The sequence below is a fragment of the Rhodoglobus aureus genome (assembly GCF_039527955.1).
GTDB lineage: Bacteria > Actinomycetota > Actinomycetes > Actinomycetales > Microbacteriaceae > Rhodoglobus > Rhodoglobus aureus.
In genome coordinates this window covers 113,613-134,768 of record NZ_BAAAKW010000034.1, presented here as the reverse complement: position 1 = coordinate 134,768, position 21,156 = coordinate 113,613, and the positions used below count along the sequence as shown (strand labels likewise).

Annotated in this window: 21 protein-coding genes and 3 pseudogenes; 17 read left to right on the top strand and 7 right to left on the bottom strand. The window is 60.4% G+C overall.

Translation table 11 applies throughout. The features are described 5' to 3' along the window. Positions 1-328 precede the first annotated feature (328 nt). Together ABD112_RS11045 and ABD112_RS11040 are read right to left on the bottom strand one after the other, a co-directional pair. Positions 329-1,021, bottom strand: a complete 693-nt coding sequence (locus tag ABD112_RS11045) for a response regulator (protein WP_343925841.1) — start codon at positions 1,019-1,021, stop codon at positions 329-331. Beyond that, positions 1,018-2,316: a sensor histidine kinase gene (locus tag ABD112_RS11040; RefSeq protein WP_343925839.1), complete on the bottom strand. Its 1,299-nt coding sequence runs from the start codon at positions 2,314-2,316 to the stop codon at positions 1,018-1,020. Before ABD112_RS11040 ends, ABD112_RS11045 begins: the two co-directional genes overlap by 4 nt. 123 nt (positions 2,317-2,439) lie before the next feature. On the opposite strand from ABD112_RS11040, the gene ABD112_RS11035 reads away from it, so the two are divergent. The 15 genes and pseudogenes from ABD112_RS11035 to ABD112_RS10965 all read left to right on the top strand — a co-directional run. Further along, a complete protein-coding gene (locus ABD112_RS11035; RefSeq protein WP_343925837.1) occupies positions 2,440-2,610 on the top strand; it encodes a hypothetical protein in 171 nt (56 codons plus the stop codon). Positions 2,611-2,793: 183 nt separating this feature from the next. Beyond that, positions 2,794-3,369 (top strand): helix-turn-helix domain-containing protein, encoded by a 576-nt coding sequence (locus ABD112_RS11030; RefSeq protein WP_341953673.1) that lies wholly within the window; start codon positions 2,794-2,796, stop codon positions 3,367-3,369. A 2-nt stretch (positions 3,370-3,371) separates the two neighbouring features. Then, on the top strand, positions 3,372-3,953 hold the full coding sequence (locus ABD112_RS11025) for a hypothetical protein (protein WP_343925836.1): 582 nt from the start codon (positions 3,372-3,374) through the stop codon (positions 3,951-3,953). A gap of 68 nt (positions 3,954-4,021) precedes the next feature. Then, positions 4,022-4,987, top strand: a complete 966-nt coding sequence (locus tag ABD112_RS11020; RefSeq protein ID WP_343925834.1) for an IS481 family transposase — start codon at positions 4,022-4,024, stop codon at positions 4,985-4,987. Positions 4,988-5,033: 46 nt separating this feature from the next. Next, positions 5,034-6,212 (top strand): annotated as a pseudogene (locus tag ABD112_RS11015) (IS3 family transposase). Positions 6,213-6,556: 344 nt separating this feature from the next. Next, positions 6,557-7,324 carry a helix-turn-helix transcriptional regulator gene (locus tag ABD112_RS11010; RefSeq protein WP_343925832.1) on the top strand — a complete coding sequence of 256 codons (768 nt, stop codon included), beginning with the start codon at positions 6,557-6,559 and terminating at the stop codon, positions 7,322-7,324. Between the two features lie 26 nt (positions 7,325-7,350). Next, positions 7,351-8,742 (top strand): SufS family cysteine desulfurase, encoded by a 1,392-nt coding sequence (locus ABD112_RS11005; RefSeq protein ID WP_425563830.1) that lies wholly within the window; start codon positions 7,351-7,353, stop codon positions 8,740-8,742. Next, positions 8,739-9,059, top strand: coding sequence for a ferredoxin (gene fdxA / locus ABD112_RS11000; RefSeq protein ID WP_343925830.1), 321 nt, complete (start codon positions 8,739-8,741; stop codon positions 9,057-9,059). Before ABD112_RS11005 ends, fdxA begins: the two co-directional genes overlap by 4 nt. Before the next feature lie 60 nt (positions 9,060-9,119). After that, positions 9,120-10,583 carry a Fe-S cluster assembly protein SufB gene (gene sufB, locus ABD112_RS10995; protein WP_343925828.1) on the top strand — a complete coding sequence of 488 codons (1,464 nt, stop codon included), beginning with the start codon at positions 9,120-9,122 and terminating at the stop codon, positions 10,581-10,583. Then, a complete protein-coding gene (gene sufC, locus ABD112_RS10990; protein ID WP_343925826.1) occupies positions 10,583-11,356 on the top strand; it encodes a Fe-S cluster assembly ATPase SufC in 774 nt (257 codons plus the stop codon). The genes sufB and sufC overlap by 1 nt, the downstream gene beginning before the upstream one ends. After that, entirely contained in the window at positions 11,353-12,690 is a 1,338-nt protein-coding gene (gene sufD, locus ABD112_RS10985; RefSeq protein WP_343925824.1) for a Fe-S cluster assembly protein SufD, read from the top strand. Before sufC ends, sufD begins: the two co-directional genes overlap by 4 nt. Beyond that, positions 12,687-13,205 (top strand): Fe-S cluster assembly sulfur transfer protein SufU, encoded by a 519-nt coding sequence (sufU, locus tag ABD112_RS10980; protein ID WP_343925822.1) that lies wholly within the window; start codon positions 12,687-12,689, stop codon positions 13,203-13,205. The genes sufD and sufU overlap by 4 nt, the downstream gene beginning before the upstream one ends. Positions 13,206-13,210: 5 nt before the next feature. Continuing rightward, complete coding sequence (locus ABD112_RS10975) at positions 13,211-13,762, top strand: iron-sulfur cluster assembly protein (protein WP_343925820.1); 552 nt, start codon at positions 13,211-13,213, stop codon at positions 13,760-13,762. A 26-nt stretch (positions 13,763-13,788) separates the two neighbouring features. Continuing rightward, positions 13,789-15,149: pseudogene (locus ABD112_RS10970) on the top strand (MFS transporter). Between the two features lie 269 nt (positions 15,150-15,418). After that, positions 15,419-15,844: pseudogene (locus ABD112_RS10965) on the top strand (IS1595 family transposase); the annotation flags it as partial. Here the strand turns inward: ABD112_RS10965 and ABD112_RS10960 are convergent. Continuing rightward, complete coding sequence (locus ABD112_RS10960; protein WP_343925816.1) at positions 15,836-16,030, bottom strand: hypothetical protein; 195 nt, start codon at positions 16,028-16,030, stop codon at positions 15,836-15,838. The pseudogene ABD112_RS10965 and the gene ABD112_RS10960 sit on opposite strands and share 9 nt — an antisense overlap. 299 nt (positions 16,031-16,329) lie before the next feature. Continuing rightward, on the bottom strand, positions 16,330-16,944 hold the full coding sequence (locus ABD112_RS10955; RefSeq protein WP_343925814.1) for a TetR/AcrR family transcriptional regulator: 615 nt from the start codon (positions 16,942-16,944) through the stop codon (positions 16,330-16,332). A gap of 105 nt (positions 16,945-17,049) precedes the next feature. On the opposite strand from ABD112_RS10955, the gene ABD112_RS10950 reads away from it, so the two are divergent. Continuing rightward, entirely contained in the window at positions 17,050-17,346 is a 297-nt protein-coding gene (locus ABD112_RS10950; protein ID WP_343925813.1) for a DUF1330 domain-containing protein, read from the top strand. A gap of 33 nt (positions 17,347-17,379) precedes the next feature. Then, positions 17,380-17,826, top strand: coding sequence for an SRPBCC family protein (locus tag ABD112_RS10945; protein ID WP_343925811.1), 447 nt, complete (start codon positions 17,380-17,382; stop codon positions 17,824-17,826). A 301-nt stretch (positions 17,827-18,127) separates the two neighbouring features. Here ABD112_RS10945 and ABD112_RS10940 read toward each other — a convergent pair whose 3' ends face one another. The 3 genes from ABD112_RS10940 to ABD112_RS10930 all read right to left on the bottom strand — a co-directional run bounded on the left by ABD112_RS10940 (position 18,128) and on the right by ABD112_RS10930 (position 21,117). Continuing rightward, positions 18,128-18,490, bottom strand: coding sequence for a hypothetical protein (locus ABD112_RS10940; protein ID WP_343925809.1), 363 nt, complete (start codon positions 18,488-18,490; stop codon positions 18,128-18,130). Positions 18,491-18,543: 53 nt separating this feature from the next. Continuing rightward, the gene (locus tag ABD112_RS10935) at positions 18,544-18,957 is read right to left on the bottom strand and encodes a hypothetical protein (protein WP_343925807.1); all 414 of its coding nucleotides are present in this window, start codon (positions 18,955-18,957) and stop codon (positions 18,544-18,546) included. A 192-nt stretch (positions 18,958-19,149) separates the two neighbouring features. Further along, on the bottom strand, positions 19,150-21,117 hold the full coding sequence (locus ABD112_RS10930) for an aconitate hydratase (RefSeq protein ID WP_343925805.1): 1,968 nt from the start codon (positions 21,115-21,117) through the stop codon (positions 19,150-19,152). Positions 21,118-21,156: the final 39 nt, after the last annotated feature.

Below are 21,156 nucleotides of genomic sequence, written 5' to 3'. Positions count from 1 at the left end.
GAGAGTTCGGCACACCTAAGGGTCACCGAGTATGACAACCTCGCTCTTGCCCAGTATTCATATGGTCAGATCAAGATCCCATCCACACGTTTTGGCCTATAACCCCAAATTGCGGCCGATACACGGCCTTTGCGACTCGTCCCGGCTCAGTGTTTGCCTGAGATTTGGTTCTCCACACGGGAGTGACCTATTGACCTCTGATCGAGGGGTCGGAGGCGCAGCAGTTCGCGATGCTCCCAGACATCATCTGCCGCTGCAACGGACTCGCCAAAATATTATGTCGGGGATGCTCAATGGAGTCGTCACGGGCGGAGGCGGGGTCCATGGCTCAACTAAGTAGCCCGTTTTCGTAGGCGTGCGCCACTATTTGCACTCGCGATGTGAGCGCTAGTTTCGCCAGGATGTTTCGGATGTGGCTTTTGGCCGTAGATTCGCTGATATACGCGGCTTGGGCGATCTCTGCGTTGCTGAGTCCCCGCGCTGCGAGGAGGAATACTTCTTTCTCGCGAGCGGAGAGAACTGCGATCGCTTCTTCGGCTGGTTCCCGATTGGTTCGGTTTGTGCGCTGCCGAATGAGGTCGACGGTACTACTGGGTGCGATCACGGCGTGACCAGCATGCACCGTGCGAATGGATGCGAGAACGAACTCTGGTGTGGTGTCTTTCATTAGGAAGCCCTCGGCGCCGGCGCGAATAGCGCGAATAACAGCTTCGTCGCGCTGGAAGGTCGTCAGCATGATGATTTTCGGTTGTGCAACAGAGCTCGAGGTCTCATTAGCATCGCCTGCGAGGCCCTCTGGGGTGCCAAGAATGCGTGTGGTCGCTTCGATGCCGTCGATGATTGGCATCCGGATGTCCATCAGAATCACGTCGGGGCGAGCACTTTGTGCAAGAACGATGGCGGCTTCTCCGTCGTATGCGGCTCCGACGAATTCGAGATCTGCCTGCGATTCGATGAGCATCTGGATACCGGAGCAGAAGAGTTGCTGGTCGTCGGCGATCGCGACTCGGATGACTGTCACTGTGTACTCGTACCCTGTTGTGGCATCGTAGCCATCTCTGCTTCGACGGTTGGCGTAGGACTCCACGCTGTCGGCACGAAGGCGGTAACCAAGTATCCCCCCGGTATATCCGCTTCGCTACCTGCGGTGAGCCACCCTCCCGCAAGTCGTGCACGCTCACGCATACCGTAGATCCCGCGGCCCTGCTTTATGGTGTGCGGTTCGGTGTTGGTTTGTTGCGGGGGAGTCCCGCTTGATTCGATCGTAAGAGCAAGACCGGGGCCGCGCCAGTCCATCGTCACACGTGCGGTCGGGCCGGCACCGGCGTGCTTGAGTGCGTTTGTCAGACCCTCCTGCACGATGCGGTAAACCGCTAACTCCTGACTGGCAGTGAGTGTGACTTGCTCGCCGAACTGCGTTACCGTGGCCGACAGGCCAGCCCCGGACATCCTCAGCACCAGATCATCCAGATTCGCGAGGGTGGGATTCGAATGACCCTCCGGGTCATCTACTAGCGACTCGATCAGCATCCTCACCTCAGACAGTGATGCTCGAGCCGACGCGGCGATCCGCTCAAGTGATTCATTGACCACCCCAGGTCGGGACGGGCCGATGAACCTCGCACCATCCGCCTGCGCAATTATCACAGCTAACGAATGAGCCATGATGTCATGAACATCCTGTGCGATGCGGTCACGTTCTCTCGTAATAATCAGGTCAATTTCCGCAGATCGCAACTCTCCTTCGGCCTCTCCGAGCTTGATATCGCTGGCTCGTTTCAACCGCGAAGCCCTGAAGCCGAAGCCAATGAACCACGCTGCCGCTGTTGACACAAGACTTGGCAGCAGAACTGCAAGGAAGTTGCCGACAATATGAGCTTCGGGAAGCCCCACTCCTGCCCAGGACGCCAATCCGTAGCCATCCGATAGGGAGGGGATCGTCATCAGGCCCGTGATGAGGATGAAGTAGCCGGCGGTCGCGGGAAGAGAGAGCCAGCGGACCCGTCCTGCTGCGGTCGCACTGATGATCAAGCAGGTGATGAGAACGGCGAGGTAGATCGGCCAGGTCGTCCCAATAAATCGTGTCGATGGTACGAAGAGCTGAACCACAAGCACAATGCCAGTAAGCGCCAGCGCCACTCTAGGAAAACTGCGTGCGACGCCAATCGACGCAGCGAGTAAACCTACGGTGAACGGGAAACTCGGCCAGGGCGCGCCATCCGAACGGCCAATTTCGGCAACGATCCAGAGTGCGAAGAAGATGATCGCAAACGACGGCTCGACGAGCCAGCGAAGCTTAGGAAGTGGATTGAACATGCCCCCACGTTAGGGCGAATAGGCATCAGAAACTGTTGGCAAGTAGATGAATCCTCCGAAAGGATGAGTAAAACTAGCCCGAGGGCGGACGACTCTTCGGCGTCAAACCGATTGCATTGATTCATGAGGATCACAACCATAACCAGCGCCCATAACGCCGACGACCCAGCGACCGTTGACCTAGCCAACATCCACACCGTCGAGCTGAAAGCAACGGACTGCACCGACCACCACCCCAAGGTCGAGGCGCCGTCTGGTGGCGACGCGAGTTCTGCCAGCATCAATCCGTCATAGCCGATGTGTTTCGACGCACTCTTCGAGCACATCCAGAACCAGGCGCGAGCTGCTGGGCAAACCCTGCTTAGGTGGGGTGACCCGAATCGGCGAGATCGCCAAATCTCTAGGATCCGAGTGGGGCACACGCAAAATATGACGTGTAAGCTATAAATAAGATAACGATCGAGGGTGGTGATGGGCATGGCGAACGCATCGACGCTTGTCCGCGCCGCCCGGAAGAGTCGTCGTCTTACCCAAGAACAGCTTGCGGCTCGTTCGCTCATTGACCAAGGCAGCGTTTCTCGGTCCGAGCGCGGGCGCGATGCAAGCTTCGAAACCATCGACCGGCTGCTTGCTGGGGCCGGGCATCGACTGTACTCGGCTCCTACTCGGCGGGATGACGCAGCAACGGTAGCGACAGAAATCCGTCGACAACTCAACGCCGGTGACAAAGACAGGGCTCTTCGCGCCCTGCTGCAACTCAACGACAATCTTGTGGCCGAGCACGGACTTGTACGGGGGATACTTGGACTCGCAGAGCCCGAGTCAACTCGCGACCCGGTGTGGGATGCGGCGATCGCAGCCCTCGTAGCTTGGCGACTTTGCGACGACGGAATCCCTGTGCCGGCATGGGTCGACCTCCCGAGTCGGTTTCTGAGTACTCCCCGAACTCTCGAAGTGGATCCGGCCGATCCTGTTCCTGCACTTGCTGAAGTCCCCGTCGAGTTCGCCAAACGAGGCGTTCTTGCGTGGCGCGCGACGTTCGAGAGCGTGTGATCGTGGCAACCACTCTTGATCGAGATGACATCATCGCCGGGCTTCGTGAGCTCATCGCTGAACTACGTGCCGATGGTGAGGTCGCGGGCATCAGATTGGTTGGCGGGGCAGCCCTGTCGTTGCGCTATTTTGATCGGGGAAGCACGCAGGATCTTGATTCGCTTCACGTTCGTCCGGGAAGTGATGCCGCGGTTGCCGCGGCTGCAGCCCGTGTTGCTCAACATCATGACTGGGATCCCGCGTGGCTTAATTTCGAAGTCACGAAAGCAGATGCTCTTCCCACCCTCGGTCGCACCGTCGAATGGGACACCATCTACGATGGCGATGGCATCGTGATTCAGGTCGCGTCCAAGGAAGCACTATTAGCGATGAAACTGCGCGCCAATCGTCCAGGTCGCGATACCCGCGATATTCGTTTGCTGCTGAGTCTGTGCGAAATCGGCACGCTCGGTGAGGTGGAGGACTTCTACGAAGACTTCTATCCGGGCGATAGTCTCGACCCGCGAGCAGTGAGTATGGTGACGGCGATTTTTGCCGAGAGCGCTATTGAGAAGCCACTGCCGCCGGGGCCGATGAACTTCTGAATCTTGCCAGAATATAAAACTGACGGAGGTTGTTGACAGTTGGGTCTTCCTGATGGGAGGAAGATTCTATGAAATCAAGAACCTCTGCTTCGGTCGAGCGGGAGCTCGAGCGTCGCGCGAAACATGAGCTCGCTGTGTTGCGGCATGTCGAGGAAGTCAGCGGCAGCGTCGCGGCGACGTGCCGTTATTACGGCATCAGCCGCCAGGCGTACTACGGCTGGTTGAAACGCTACGAAGAAGAAGGGGCCGAGGGTCTTCGGGACCGTTCCAGTGCCCCGCACCACGCACCGACGGCAACCAACGTCGAGGTCGTCGAAAAGATCCTGTGGTTGCGTCAGCAATACCATTTCGGGCCGCAGAAGATCACGATGTATCTGAAGCGATATCACGACATCACGATCAGCTCCTCTGGGGTCTGGCGGATCCTTCACAAGCTCGGTCTGGGCCGGCTGCCAGCGTCGCAGCGCTACAAGCGCAATGAGACCCGCTGGAAGCGATACGAGAAGCAAAGACCAGGGCACGCACTGCAGGTCGATGTGAAGTTCATCGAACCGCTCGGACAGACCGGCAAGAAAAAACGCTATTACCAATACACGGCCATCGATGACTGCACGAGACTTCGCGTGCTGCGCGCTTACCCGAAGCACGATCAAAAGACCGCGATCCAGTTCATCGACCACGTCCTGTCGAAACTGCCGTTCCAAGTCGAGAAGGTCCAAACCGACAACGGCTCCGAATTCGGGCAACCCTTCCACTGGCACCTGCTCGACACAGGCATCAACCACGTCTACATCAAGCCAGCCACACCGCGCCTCAACGGCAAGGTCGAACGCTCCCACCGGATCGACTCGGAAGAGTTCTACCGCCTCCTCGAGAGCCAAGTCATCGACGACGTCAACCTCTTCAACAACAAGCTCCAAGAATGGGACGATTACTACAACTACGATCGACCCCACGGAGCCCTCGCGGGTAGCACACCCTACGAACGGCTCAAACAGAAAACCCAAGACCGGGTCTGCTGCACGAGTAGGTGACATCTGAGTTGGCTTGCCCGGGTGGGTGGGCTGGAAGGATGTCTGTATGCCTAAGTCTTATCCCCGTGAGTTTCGTGACGATGCTGTGCGCGTGGCTCGAAACCGTGAACCTGGTGTGACGATCGAGCAGATCGCGACCGATTTTGGTGTTCACACGATGACGTTGCAGAAGTGGTTGCAGCGCGCTGCTGTCGATGATGGCAGCAAACCCGGCACCTCTGGCACGGTGTCGGCCGGGCTGCGAGAAGCCCAGAAGCGAATCCGTTTGCTGGAGCAGGAGAACGAGGTGTTGCGTCGTGCGGCAGCGTATTTGTCGCAGGCGAACCTGCCGGGAAAAGGTTCTACCCGCTCGTGACTGAGCTCGCTGTCGACGGGGTTCCCGTGGCGGTGACGTGTCGGGTTTTGAAGCTTGCTCGCCAGCCCTATTACCGGTGGCTGGCCGACCCGGTCACGGCTCGTGAGGTGGTCGAGGGGTATCGCACGAACGCTCTGTTCGACGCGCACCAGGATGACCCGGAGTTCGGGCATCGGCTCTTGGCGGACGAGGCTCGCGATGCCGGGCAGGTGATGGCTGATCGGACTGCGTGGCGCATCTGTCGTGACAATTCTTGGTGGAGTGCGTTTGGGAAGAAGCGGGCGAGGAACGGGAAGAAGCCTGGGTCGCCGGTCCACGACGACCTCTGCACGGTCACGGACGACAAGGGCCGTATCCGGCACGCGTTCACCGCTGAGGAGGCCAATGAGTTGTGGTTAACGGACATCACGGAACACAAAACTGCGGAAGGCACGCTTTACCTCTGCGCGATCAAAGACGTTTTCTCCAACCTGATCGTCGGCTACTCCATCGACTCCCGAATGAAGTCGACACTGGCGGTCAACGCGCTGGAAAACGCCGTAGCGATGCGCGGTAATGTCGCTGGCTGCGTGGTTCACAGCGATCGAGGATCCCAGTTTCGAAGTAGGAAGTTCCGTCGTGTGCTCACTCGCCATCGCATGGTCGGATCGATGGGCCGAGTCGCCTCCTGCGGCGACAACGCCGCGATGGAGAGCTTCTTCTCGCTGCTCCAGAAGAACGTCCTGGACCGCCCGCGAGCAACTGGGCATCTCGATCGTGACCTGGATCGAGCGGACCTACCACCGGCGTCGCCGACAGCCCCGACTGGGACGGTTGACCCCGATCGAATTTGAGGCCATCATGAACACGCCAGCCACACTGGCTGTGTGACTAGCACCTGTCACCTAAACGTGCAGCAGACCCCATCGTGGTCAGCTTGCGGCATCAGGGTCAGGCGGACGGCCTCTCCATCCGCCTGGTCCAGACTCCGAGCAGGTGCCACGGTTGTCAGCGCCCGTTCCCCGCGCAGGCGCCGCGCCAGTAGCCAGTCGAGGAAGCAGCAGCCTCGGGATCGAGAAGTCGATGGTGCCGGCAGCCGTTGTGGCAGTTGACCTGCTCGTGTGTAGCGGCAAACCAGCACAAATTTCGGGGTTAACACGGGTACTGGGCGTCCGAAGCCAATGTCACGCAACACCTAACTGGACATCTGGGCTGAATTAGCACACACTAATGTTGTGTTAATAACCAACGGCCGCACATTCGCGGGTGCCGACCCTTCCCACTCCGCACCGCACGGTCATGAGGCGCGCACCCGGGACAGGATCCGGCAGACGATTGCCGAAGACGGCCCCCTCACCGCGGCCGACCTCGCTTCGCGCTTGGGGGTGACGCCCGCCGCGGTTCGCCGTCACCTTGACCTGCTCGCCGACAACGGCACCATCGAGGAACGCACACTCGCCATCGCTGGCGGTCGCAGTCGCGGGCGGCCCGCCCGGGCATACATTCTTTCCGAGGCTGGTCATGCTGGGATGGAAAGTGACTACGCCAATCTGGCAGCCTCCGCGTTGCAATTTCTCGCTAAACATGCCGGTGCGGATGCCGTCGACGAGTTCGCCCGTGAACATAGTGCACAGTTCGAGGCGCGGTATGCCGCACAGCTTGCCACGGTAGGCGCGGATGTCGCCGCCCGCGCAGAGGCGCTGGCGACAGCACTGAGCGCCGACGGTTTCGCCGCGTCTACGCGACCCGTCGGACCGGACATGTCCACGGCCGGTGTCCAGCTGTGCCAAGGGCATTGCCCGATTCAGCACGTCGCAACCCAGTTCCCGGCGTTCTGTGACGCTGAGGCTGATGCGTTCTCACAGCTGCTCGGGGTTCGCGTCCAACGCCAGACGACTCTTGCCCACGGGGAACACGCCTGCACCACGTTCATCCCCCTGAGTGCCGTCCCGGTTACGACGCCGTCAGGCACGATCAGCCCTGATAACGACTCAATACAGTGAGCACCGGTGAGGGGCTACACCCCGGTCTGACCAGCCCCACCGTGTCCGATAACGCCCCAGGTAGGGCATTCACCAGACTAGAGTCAGCCGCCATCCGGGGTGACTTCACGATCCTGTCCCGCTCCCTGCGTAACGGGAAGCCGTTGGTGTACCTCGACTCCGGCGCGACGTCACACAAACCGCGCCAGGTGCTCGATGCCGAGCGCGCCTTCTACGAACAGCGCAACTCCGTCGTTCACCGCGGCGCTCACCAGCTTGCCGAAGAAGCAACCGACGCATTCGAGTCCGCTCGCAAAACGGTGGCTCAATTCATCGGCGCGCAGTCACGGGAAGTCGTGTTCACCAAGAACGCTACCGAAGCGATAAACCTCGTGGCCTATGCGTTCAGCAATGCCGCGGCTACGGGGGCAATGGATGGCGTCAACCCTGCTATCGCTGCACGATTCGCTCTTGGTGAAGGCGATGAGATCGTCATCACCGAGATGGAGCATCACGCCAACCTCATTCCGTGGCAGGAGCTCGTTCGGCGCACGGGTGCCATCCTGCGCTGGATCGGGGTCACCGACGATGGCCGCCTTGACCTCGCCGACCTGAACACGGTGATCACCGACCGCACCAAGGTCGTCGCGTTCACTCATGTGTCCAACGTTGTGGGCACAACCAATCCGGTTGCTGCCATTGTCGATCGGGCCCGGGAGGTCGGCGCACTGACGGTCTTGGACGCCTGTCAGTCGGTGCCGCACCTCGCTGTTGACGTGGTTGATCTCGGCGTTGATTTCTTAGCTTTCAGCGGTCACAAGATGCTCGGCCCGATGGGGGTCGGCGTCCTGTGGGGCCGTTACGAACTCCTAGCGGCCATGCCTCCGTTCCTTACTGGGGGCTCGATGATCGAGACCGTCCGGATGGAGGGCTCGACCTACGCTGCTCCACCGCAGCGATTCGAGGCCGGTGTCCCGATGGCGGCCCAGGCAGTTGGCCTGGCTGCGGCCTGCGACTACCTGACCGGTGTGGGCATGCCTCGGGTGACGGCCCATGAGCACGCCCTCACCGAAGCACTGCTCGCCGGGCTCGCAAGACGTCCCTGGGTTCGGGTCATCGGACCGGCTGACGGTCAGGATCGTTCCGGCGCTGTCTCCTTCGTGGTCGACGGTGTCCACGCGCATGACGTCGGTCAGATTCTCGACGATGCCGGGGTCGCCGTCCGGGTAGGTCACCATTGCGCTTGGCCACTGCATCAGCGGATGAACGTGCCGGCGACGACGCGAGCTAGCTTCGCGGTATACAACACGGGTGCTGAGGTCGAAGCGCTGCTGAGTGCTCTCGACCAGGTGGCCGCGCTTTTTGGCGTAACGGCTTCCGCCTCCGTGACCACTGGGCGCGGCCAGCTTTCGGCCCAACGAGAAGGAGGTGCATCATGACGTACGTAATCGCGTTGCCGTGCGTAGATCTCAAGGACAGAGCCTGTATCGATGAATGCCCAGTCGACTGCATCTATGAGGGCGATCGAATGCTCTACATCCAACCCGATGAGTGCATCGACTGCGGTGCCTGTGAACCGGTGTGCCCGGTCGAAGCCATCTATTACGAAGATGACGTGCCGGAGGTGTGGGCGGACTATTACACGGTCAACGTCGACTTCTTCGCTGAGGTGGGCTCACCCGGCGGGGCGGCCAAGATCGGTCCAATACCCGGAGACCACCCATTGGTAGCAGCTCTACCTCCTCAGGAACACTGACCGACACACTGTCGGCAGACCGCCTGACATCAACTAAAAGCACGTGAGAAGGAGACGAAAATGAGTGCACCTACAGCCGCGGTCGGTATTTCCGATGAGGTTCGTGAGCTCGCCAACCAGGAGTACCAGTACGGGTTCACCACGGATCTCGAAACCGAAGTTGCACCCAAGGGACTGAACGAAGACATCATCAGGCTGATCTCGGCCAAGAAGAACGAGCCGGATTGGCTCCTCGAATGGCGGTTGAAGGCGTATCGACACTGGATCACGCTGACGGCTCCCACCTGGCAGCACGTTTCGTATGGTCCCGTTGACTATCAGGACATTATTTACTACGCCGACCCCCGGCCGAAGAAGCAAATATCGAGTATGGATGAGGTCGATCCTGAAATCCGGGAGATGTTCAACAAGCTCGGAATCTCTCTCGGTGAACAAGAACGTCTCAGCGGCGTCGCCGTGGACGCAATCGTCGATTCGGTGTCGGTTGCGACAACGTTCAAAGACAAGCTGGCTGACGCCGGCGTCATCTTCTGTTCCTTCTCTGAGGCTGTTCAGGAGCACCCGGAGCTGGTACGAAAGTACCTCGGCTCGGTGGTTCCGTATAACGACAACTTCTTCGCCACGCTGAACTCTGCGGTATTCACCGATGGGTCGTTCTGCTACATCCCGAAGGGTGTGCACTGCCCGATGGAGCTGTCCACCTACTTCCGGATCAACGCCGCCAACACCGGGCAGTTCGAGCGCACGCTGATCATTGCAGAGGATGCCTCGTATGTCAGCTACCTTGAGGGTTGTACGGCTCCGGTTCGGGACGAGAACCAGCTGCACGCCGCTGTGGTCGAACTCGTCGCTCTCGATGATGCGCAAATCAAGTATTCGACTGTTCAGAACTGGTACCCGGGTGACGCGGATGGCAATGGTGGTGTGTACAATTTCGTCACCAAGCGCGGTATGGCTTCCGGCAAGAACGCGAAGATTTCCTGGACTCAAGTCGAGACCGGCTCGGCGATCACCTGGAAGTATCCGGGCGTCGTTCTAAAGGGCGATAACTCGGTCGGGGAGTTCTACTCGGTGGCGTTGACCGCGAGACGCCAGCAAGCGGATACCGGCAGCAAGATGGTGCACATCGGCAAGAACACCAAGAGCACCATTATTTCCAAGGCGATCTCGGCCGGTCACGGCCAGAACACCTACCGGGGGCTGGTCGATATTCGGCATTCTGCTGCTGGTGCCCGCAACTTCACTCAGTGCGACTCCCTGTTGATTGGTAAAGACAGCGGCGCCCACACCCTGCCCTACATCGACGTGAAGAACCAGACAGGGCAGGTCGAGCACGAAGCCTCAACATCGAAGATCGGTGAGGAGCAACTCTTGTATTGCCGTCAGCGCGGCATCCCAGAGGAAGAGGCCGTGTCGATGATCGTGAACGGGTTCTGCCGTGAGGTATTCAAAATGCTGCCGATGGAATTCGCTGTTGAAGCCCAAAAATTATTGACCGTGAGTCTAGAAGGGAGTGTCGGCTAATGCTACATATCAAGGAATTGCACGCCAGTATTGACAGCAAGGAAATTTTACGTGGGGTGAATCTTGACCTTAACCTGGGTGAGGTGCACGCCATCATGGGCCCGAACGGGTCAGGTAAGAGCACGCTGGCTAGCGTGCTGATCGGTCGCGACGGTTATGACGTTTCCGGCAGTGTCACGTATGAAGGTCAAGATCTGCTGGCCCTGTCGCCCGAGGAACGAGCTGCGGCTGGCGTATTTCTGGCCTTCCAACATCCGGTAGAAATTCCCGGTGTCGGCAACATGTACTTCATGCGAACAGCCTTAAACTCCCTGCGCCGCGAGCGCGGCGAGGAAGAGCTCGACGCGGTGGACTTTCTGGCCCTGGCCCAGGAGCGCATGAAATTGGTCGAGATGGACCAGACGTTCATGAGCCGCGCGGTGAATGAAGGATTCTCTGGTGGTGAGAAGAAGCGCAATGAGATTTTGCAGATGGCGATTCTGGAGCCCAAACTCGCGATCCTTGATGAGACCGACTCCGGCCTGGACATCGATGCGCTCCGGGTCGTAGCGAACGGTGTGAATGCCCTCCGCAATGAGGGTCGGACAATGCTGATCATCACGCACCACCAGCGCCTGTTGGACTACATCGTTCCCGACTTCGTGCACGTCATGGCCGAAGGCCAAATCGTGCATTCCGGTGATAAGGACCTTGCACTCGAGCTCGAAAAAAACGGGTATGCGGGCCTGACTCCCAGCTCGGAGCGTTCGGCGCAGGTCGGGGCGACCGTATGACTGCGGTGAAGGTTCCGGTGCTGGCTACTGGGGGTGTGCTCGCGGACCTGAATCCGAAGCGTGATGGTCGCGATCTCGGCTGGCGCGCCGAGGCGCGGGTGAACGCCCTCGAATGGGTTGGGAAGCATGGCTTTCCGTCCCGCAAAAACGAGGACTGGAAATATACCGGACTGGACCCGATCCTGGCCGTACCCTTCGAGGCTGCCATCGCCGGGTCGGGCCCGCGGGTCACAGCAGACCTCATCAACACAGCCTCGATCGATCTCGGCGGCCCCCGCCTGGTCTTCGTCAATGGACATTTCTCGTCTGAATTTTCGCGATTGACCGGGTTACCGTCCGGCGCGGTCGTCACGACCCTGGCCTCGATCCTGGCTGCGAGTCCGGACCGCCTCGAACCGTTCTTTTCGCACACGCCGGGCGAACATGCCGCTTTCGCCGCCTTCAACGACGTCTTCGCCGAGGACGGAGCATTCATTCATATCGCCTCCGGCACGACCGTCGAGGAACCGATTCAGCTCGTGTTTTTCTCCGACACCGAGGGCATCCCCCTAATGTCCAGCCCGCGTTCGGTGATTATTGCCGATTCCGATAGCCGCGCAACAATCGTTGAGACCTACGCCGGAATCAACAACGATGTCTACTTCACCAATGCTGTCACGGAGGTCGTGCTGGCCGACAGCGCTCAGATCGATCATTACAAGATACAAAACGAGCCAGTCACAGCATTCCATTTGGCGCTGCTGGACGTGCGGCAAGCACGCAACAGCCGGTTCTCTTCGCGCTCGGTCATGCTCGGCTCCAGCATCGCCCGCCACGAAGTGCGGGTACTCCTAGACGGCGTCGAGGCCGAGGTAAGCCTGGACGGCATCTACTTGCCGCAGGGTGAGCAATTACACGACAACACGATCTTCATTGATCACGTCGCGACCAATTGCACCAGCCACCAGCTGTATAAGGGTGTGCTCGACGGTCGTGGGCACGGAGTGTTCAACGGACAGATCATGGTTCGTCATGGTGCCGATGGAACCGATGCGAATCAGAAGAATAAGAACCTCATTCTCTCCGATCGTGCCCAGGTCGACACTCGACCGAGACTGGAAATTTACACCGATGATGTGAAGTGCACGCACGGTGCTGCGGTCGGGCAGATGGACGATGAGGCGTTGCTTTACCTGCGCACGCGCGGGATACCGCTGGAGGAAGCCCGCGGCCTCCTCGTCTACGCCTTCGTGCAGGAGATGGTGGATCGAATCGAGCTGGAGCCCCTCCGCGCGTCGCTGGAGAAGCTCGTGTCCACTCGGTTCGGAACGGACGCCCATCGAGCCCAGCAATGAGTATCGACGCGGCAACGAGCACGAACATGGCGGGGCTCTACCAGGAGATGATCATCGAGCACGCCCGCAGCCCGCGGAATTTTCGCCAGCTGGAGGGCGCGCACCAGACCGTTGAGGCAGTCAACCCGCTGTGTGGTGACCATCTGAGCCTCTATGTGCAGCGCGACAGTGACCACATCGCCGATATCGCTTTCGAAGGCGACGGATGCGCCATTTCGAAGGCATCGGCCTCACTCATGACGTCGTCGGTGATGGGCCTCCGGAATGATGAGGCCCTCGCCCTGTTCACTCGAGTGCACACTATGCTCACCACCGAACCTCTGAGCGATGGTCCCCCGGCCGATGTGGGCAAGTTCGCGGTGCTCTCGGGCGTATGGCAGTACCCGGCACGGGTCAAATGTGCCACATTGTGCTGGCAGGCCTTGCACAGCGCCCTCAAAGAAGGCGCCGCTCACGAGGGGGCCATTGAAGAGAACGCGACTATAACAGTTTCCCTCCAGGACGGAACGGAGTAAGCAGCATGTACTCAGGCGGATATAGCACAGTTGAACTCACACAGAGTTGCCAGGCCACGGTGATTCCTGGTGGGCAGCCGATGCTCCTCCAAGAGGGGGAGCCGGTCATCGTCACGCAGACTCTGGGTGGAAGCGCGACAGTCCAAACCTCGATGGGGTACCTTGTGCGAATCAGCGCCGAGGATTCTGCAGCCCTCGGCCTGACGGAGCCGATCGCCGAAACCGTTCTTGTGGACGGGGCCTCATTTGACATGGAGCAGGTCATGGGACAACTTAAGAACGTTTTCGATCCCGAAATCCCCATCAATGTTGTGGATTTGGGGCTGATCTACGGGTGTGAAGCGCAGCAGCTAGATGATGGCACGTACCGAATTGAGATTAAAATGTCGATGACGGCACCGGGTTGCGGTATGGGGGATGTGCTCAAGAATGATGCGCGAACCGAGGTCCAGTTGGCCGCCGGAGTGAGCGACGTCGATGTTGAGTTGGTCTGGGACCCGCCGTGGGGCCAGGACCGGATGTCGGATGCCGCCCGGCTCCAACTCGGAATGTTCTAACCGGAAACAACTCTTGGGAAGAGACCATGTCTAACCTCCTCAACAGTTTGCCGCGCGAATCGCTCACGGAGCGTCTGGACCGTTTGCCGTTCACGCGTCGCCACGGCTCCCTGTTGGCCGGTTCCGGGGTTGGCTGGGCTCTTGATGCCTTTGATGTCGGACTGATTTCGTTTGTCATCGCGCAGCTTTCCGTGACGTGGAAGGCGGATGCCGCCAGCCTGTCCTGGGTGGCGGCGGCGGGCTTCGCCGGGATGGCCGTAGGAGCGGCCCTCGGCGGCATCCTTGCGGACAAGTTGGGCCGCAAACAGGTCTTCGTGCTCACCCTGCTGCTCTACGGGGTCGCCACCGGTGCATCAGCACTGGCCTGGTCTGTCGGCATTCTGCTCCTGCTGCGGTTCATCGTCGGGCTGGGCCTCGGCGCAGAACTTCCGGTCGTGTCAACCCTGGTGAGCGAGTTCGCACCGCGGCGCATCCGCGGACGAGTTGTCGTGCTACTCGAAGGATTTTGGGCCATCGGGTGGCTTGGTGCCGCCGTTGTGGGATACCTAGTCATTCCCGCCAGCCCCGACGGTTGGCGCCTCGCGCTCCTGATCGGCATGCTGCCAGCGGTGTGGGCCGTGTACGTTCGACTACGGCTGCCGGAATCCGTCAGATTCCTCCAGTCGAAGGGACGACAAGCGGAGGCTGAAAGTATCGTCGTGCAATTCGAGGCTTCAGCCGGCATCGTATCTGGCGCGGTTGACACAGCCCAGGGCAGCCAACAAACCGCAGTGCCGGTACAGCGCTCGCGACTGGCGGATCTGTTCTCCGGAGAATGGCGGCGCCGGAGCATCCTGATCTGGCTCGTCTGGTTTCTGGTCAATTTCTCATACTACGGCGCCTTTATCTGGCTTCCGACCCTGCTGGTTGGTTCCGGGTTCCCGCTCGTTAAGTCCTTCGAATTCACCCTCATCATTACGCTCGCTCAGCTGCCTGGATACGCCGCGTCGGCGTATCTGGTCGAGAAATGGGGACGTCGCATCACCTTGTCGACGTTCCTGATCGGCTCAGCGGTTTCGGCAGTCGCCTTCGGTTTCGGCGCCGTCAACGGGAGCGAAGCCCAGATCATTGGCTTCGGCATGCTCCTGTCGTTCTTCAACCTCGGAGCTTGGGGTGCCCTCTATGCGATCACGCCCGAACTCTACCCGACCCGTTTGCGCGGATCCGGAACCGGCGCCGCAGCGGGCTTTGGCCGCATCGCGTCGATCGCGGCGCCACTGCTGGTCCCTCCGCTACTTGCGCTGGCGGCCCGATATTACTCTTTGTCATCTTCGGAATTGTCTTTGTGCTCGCCGCGGGTGTGGCTTTCGCCCTGCCCGAACTGGGCGGCAAGAAGTTGCCCGAATAGAGGCCCTGTTGCCCCAGCGGGCACCCTGCCCAGGGCTGCTCAACGGAGCTGTCAATTGGTCTGCTCGGATTGCTAAAGGTTTGGTTGATTCTTTGACCTGCCTCACAGATCGGTTACCTCGGTGGCTGTGGAGTCTTGGGCCTTGCTGGAAGGCTGAGAAGTATGCCAAGACCAGGTCAATCGAGGCGAGTCACCCAGTGTTACGACCTCCGAGAGCGCAGAGCTGAGGCGGGCCCGGAAACGGATTCGCCAGCTCGAAATGTGGCGGCATGGGCGCGTGGCGCACGAGCGAGAGCCGGTGGATGTGCACCGGCTGCTCCCGACGCACGTCGGTGACGGCTGGCACGATCTTCGACCGCACCCCCACCTCCATGCGCACCTGGTTCGCCGCGATCTGGTTCGTAACCTCGCAGAAGAATGGGGTTTCCGCTCTCGGGCTGCAGCGGGTCTTGGGCTTGAAGTCGTATGAGACGGCCTGGGTTTGGATACACAAGCTCCGCCGTGCGATGTTCGTGCCTGAACGCCAGCTCCTATCCGGCACGGTCGAGGTCGATGAAACCTTTGTCGGCGGAATCTCCCGCGGAAACAGGGGCCGCGCAAGCGACAAAGTGCCAGTCATGGTGGCCGCAGAAAGCCTAGGCAAGAACCGCATTGGACGCATCCGATCGGAGCCAACCCCGAAGGAATCACTCGCGCTCGTCACCTTCGCGCAGCGTGTGGTGGAACCGGGATCCATGATCAAGACCGGCGGCGCGCAGGAACGTTGCGAGTTGTTGGGCGTGATCGATGTGGGTGACCTTCAGCCTGCGGATCGGGACTGCGCCGGGCGTGGGGAGGATGTGGCGTTCGATCTTGCGGCGGTCGGGTACCCGGTTGAACAATCGGTAGAAGCCCTACCCGTGATCAGCCTGATCGGAGCGGACCGCCTTGGCCGAGTGCTTTGCCGTGATGGCCAGCAAGGACCTTGCAAGGCTCCCCGCACAACGAAACAAACTGCGGCGTACCGTTCTGAACTCGCTCCGGTCACGATCGCCGTTTGGTTGCTGTCTGTCTTGACTGTCTCTCTGGCAACTCCGACTCTGGTGATCCCAGCATCGGCACCATGCACGCAACCGTCGAAGTCCTTTTTGGCGGCATCTCGCGCTAGCACCGCACCGACCCGCCGGGCGCTGGTCCAAACCTATTGGAGAACGGCCCAGGATCTCACTTCTGAGCGAAGCGCGTTGATCAGGTTCGTTGCTCGGGTTCCTGTCTTGTCGTTGCGGTGGGTGATGTTGACTCCGAGGATCGCGGAGGTGAGAAGTTGGCAACGCTGGATGACCATGTTCGCTTGGGTCTCTCCGGATGTCGAGGCCCGTTCGAGGGCGGCGCGCAATCCGTCTTCGAGGCGCTCGAGGTATCGGTCGGTGGATTGGTGGTCGACGTCAGCGGCCATGTCGTTCACGATGAAGCAGCCCTGAGGGTTGGTTCCAGTGCGGAGATTCGCAGCGAGACGGTCGAGAAACTCGATGATGTCGGCGATGCCTGCGGAGCCCCGGTGCAGGGGTTCGAACAAGACTTCTTCTGCGCTGTCGACGTAGGCGGAGGCGGCGCTGTGATACAGGCCCTCTTTGCCTCCGAAGCTGTTGTAGATCGATGAGCGATCGACTCCGGTTGCTGCTTCGAGATCGCTGAGTGTCGTGGCCTCGAAGCCTTTGGCCCAGAACGGTTGGATGGCGGCAGCGACAACAGCGTCGCGGTCGAAGCCTGGTCGTCGTCCTAGTCGTTTCGCTGTGGGACTTGATTTCTGCACCATGGAGTGTAGAGTATCATTCGGAGATATACAATGTCGAGTGCGGATATGCCAGAGAGCTAACTCACGACTCGACCCGCCAGAACAGCCCCACGAAGGCGCATCACCATGACCACACTTCTCGTCACCGTCACGCCCGCCGAGGGCCAGGGCGAAGCCATGGGCCGTTACCTCCACGGCGTCCAACCCCTCCCGGCAGGCGCCGGCGGCACACCCGTCAAGCGGGTCCGCGTCACCGACACGATCACCGGCACCGCCGGCACCGGTATTGCGCTCGTCATGGACTTCGAAAACGCCGAATCCATCCAGAGCGTGTTTGCCAGCGACGCTTACCAGACGCTGATCCCTGACCGCGACGCGGGCTTCTCGAACGTCGAGATCCTCATCACCGAACCGCTCGACTGAAACGACGACGACCAACAACCCAAGGAGTACGCCATGCCTGCATTCACTATCACCCGCCAAATCGGAGCCCCACTTGAAAAGGTGTGGGAGGTCCTCGACAAGTTCGGAGACATCGCCCAATGGAGCCCTGGAGTGAAAAAATCCGAGCTGACGTCGGAAGGGCCGGTCGGTGAAGGGGCGACTAGGCACTGCAACTTTTCGCCGTTCGGGGGAGTCAACGAACGCATCGACGCCTACATCCCGAACCAGAAAATGACCGTGAACCTGTTCGAGACGTTCAAATTGCCGATCTCTGGCGCCATCGTCGACTTCAACATCGCCGCGCACGGCGACGGCACCGCCCTCTCCATCGACTACAGCTATGAGCCCAACCGACTTGGTCGAGTAGCCAAGGGATCGACCGACAAGCAGATGAGAAAGGGGATCAGCGGCCTCGCCGACGACCTTCAACGAGAAAGCGAACGCATCGCCGCAATGTGACCGTGCCCTGCTCAACCTCCCTGCCACCGATCTGATGTGCCCTTGGAGCGCCGTCTTGGGGCAAGTCCCTAACGAAACGGTCGTCATGGCAATCGAAGCGTTCGTGCAGCGCCGCAGCACAGTTGTCAGGTCGCACGCGTCCATCCCGCGTGACCTCTGACCCCGGTGTTCCGCCGCCGAGGATGAGCCCGGATTGTTGAAACCATTCAGGCCGTCGCAATTCTTCGTTGAGCTCCGTTTGCTGGCTGTTCGTGGTCATCCTCCCAAATATGGGACATCGGGAAATGCGTGTGAGGGTGGCTCAGAGCCGCGTGTACCACTTCGATAGCTCGGTGCCGATCGTGTGGGGGTCGGTTTCTTGGAGGAAGTGGATGCCGTCACCCAGGTCGATGACGTCGAGGTTCGAGAGATTTTCCCGGCACCACTCGACCTCCGCATCTTTGATTGCCACCCCGTCGTTCCTGTAGAACAGATGCTTCGGCATTTCGGCTTGTGTCAGCCATTGGCGGTAGGCATTGACAACGGCGGTGTTGTCGGCCGGTTTGCCGTCGAGTGATACCTCGCGGGGCCACTGGAGAACGGCCCTGCGGCTGGCGATGGTCGGATAGGCCGAGCGGTAATAGGTGAGCGCTTCGGGGCTGAGTTTAGCGGTGACGAGACTCATCAATAGTGCTCGCGAAAGGGGGCAGATTCAGGTGGTCAGCGCTACAGTAGTGGCTAGATCATCTCATTCGGTTTGGCGTAGTTGAGTCGCTCGCCGGCAGCCAGCTTCACGTCGCGGACAACGTCCTCGAAGAACCGGACTTCTTTCTCGATGCTTGTCACCTCCCGCGAGGTGTAGCCGGCTAGTTCGAGTTCGTTCGCAATAGTTGAATAAGCGCGCAGATACGTGTTGAGGGCATCATAGAACTTGAGCCTCCTCGGCTGGTTTTTCTTGACCGTGTCCACGTTGGCGGGATTGCGGGCACAGAAATAGTTCACGTAGTCGCGTGCTATCTTCGGTGGATTGACCGGCTCGCACACCGCCCAAAATTCCTCTCGCGTCTGTTCCAGTGCTCTGCGGGCAGCCACCAGCCGGTCGTCGCCGGGGCCCGTTACACCGTTGGCAATAGGAACTGTCTCTGGTGACATCGGTTACTCGATTCGGGTGAGGGCGACCGCGAAGTTGCCGCGGGTCGCGTTCACATAGGTCTAGGTCTAGTTTGTGGCTTAGGCCATCAGCTCAACGCCGAAACCACCGGAAGTTACAGCACCAATTCCGACACTCAACAAGAATTTAGCAGTTGTGTGCGTGGCGTGAGTTGACCCGGTGATCGCTTTCGTTCACGACCGCCGCAACCACGGAATCAGCCCGCCGTCGAGCACCATCTCAACCTGTCGGGGTGAGAGCCGGTGGGTGAGCCGGTAGTCCTCGTCGCGCGTCTTGTTGTGCACCGTGAGCTCGCCCGACCGTGCGATCTTTTCCCGCAGATCGTCGAGCACGAGCACGTCGCCCTGCTGCACGCGTTCGTGGTCTCCGGCATCCGCGAATTCGAGGGCTAGGACCCCAAAGTTGGCTAGGTTCTGCCAGTGGATGCGCGCGAACGAGACAGCGATCACAGCGCGAAGCCCGAGGAAGCGAGGTGTGATGGCGGCATGCTCACGCGATGAACCCTGCCCATAGTTTGCGCCGCCCACGATGATGTGACCGCCAGAGTCCCGGGACTCAACTGCCCGCGAGGCGTATGTCTCGTCGAGCATATAGTAGGTGAACTCGGCCAGCTTCGGGATGTTGCTGCGGTAGGGAAGCACCACCGCACCAGCAGGCAGGATATCGTCCGTGGAGATGTTGTCCCCGACCCTGAGCAGCACCGGGGCCTCGACATGGTTCGCGAGCGGCCCGAAGTCGGGCAGAGACGAGATGTTCGAGCCCTTCACCAACTCAACGGCGGCCGACTCAACGGCGGACAAAGGCGCTTCGAGCATGGCGAGATTCACGCTCGAGACTTTCGGCAGCACAATCTTGGGATAGTCGATGTCGAGCAGACCGGGCAGATCACGCGGGTCGGTGATCACGCCCGTTAGTGCCGCAGCGGCCCCGGTCTCGGGCGAGCAGAGGTACACGGCATCCTCCTTCGTTCCGCTGCGTCCGGGAAAGTTGCGCGGCATGGTTCGCAGGCTGATGCGTCCCACTGCCGGCGCCTGGCCCATGCCAATGCAGCCCATGCAGCCAGACTGGTGCAGGCGCGCCCCCGCGGCGATGAGGTCGAGCGTTACCCCCATCAGCGTGAGGTCCTGCAGAATCTGGCGCGAGCTCGGATTCACATCGAGCGAGAGACCCGGATGCGTCTGGCGGCCCTTGACGATGGCCCCGACGATCGCAAAGTCACGGAGGCCGGGGTTCGCGGATGAGCCGATCACCACCTGTTCCACGGGGCGTCCGGCCACCTCGCTCACCGGCACAACTTTGCCCGGCGAGCTCGGCAGGGCAATGAGCGGGATGACCGTGGAGAGGTCGATCTCCTCGTAGACGTCGTAGCTGGCGCCGGCATCCGCCAGCAGCTCGACGAAGTCGTTCTCGCGCTGCTCGGCCTGCAAGAAAGTGCGCACCTGCTCATCGGCGGGGAACACGGTGGTTGTCGCGCCGAGTTCCGCACCCATGTTAGCGATAACGTGCCGGTCCATCGCGGTGAGTGTTGCGAGGCCCGGCCCGTAATACTCGATGATGCGGCCCACGCCGCCCTTCACATCGTGACGGCGCAGCATCTCGAGTATCACGTCCTTGGCGCTCACCCACGGAGGCAGTTCGCCCGTGAGGCGCACGCCCCAAATCTCTGGCATCCGGATTCGGACAGGCTGACCAGCGATCGCCGTGGCCACCTCGAGGCCACCAACCCCCATGGCCAGCATGCCAAGCGAACCGGCCGCCGGGGTGTGGCTGTCGGAGCCGACCATGGTCTTGCCTGGAATGCCGAAACGCTGCATGTGCGTGGGGTGGGACACCCCGTTGCCTGCCTTCGAGTACCAGATGCCGAAGCGCTGGCACGCCGAGCGTAGGAAGTCGTGGTCCTCGGCGTTCTTGTTGTCGGCCTGCAGCAGGTTGTGGTCCACGTACTGCACCGAGACCTCGGTCTTGGCGCGGTCGAGGCCGAGAGCCTCCAGCTCGAGCATGACCAGCGTGCCTGTCGCATCCTGCGTGAGGGTCTGGTCGATCTGCAGCGCGATCTCCGCGCCCGGCTTCATCTCCCCGGACACCAGATGTGATGCGATGAGTTTCTCTGCGACATTCTGTGCACCGCCGTCGTTGGCCACGAGGTCTCCTTGCTTTCCCTCTAACCTAAGCACGGCCGT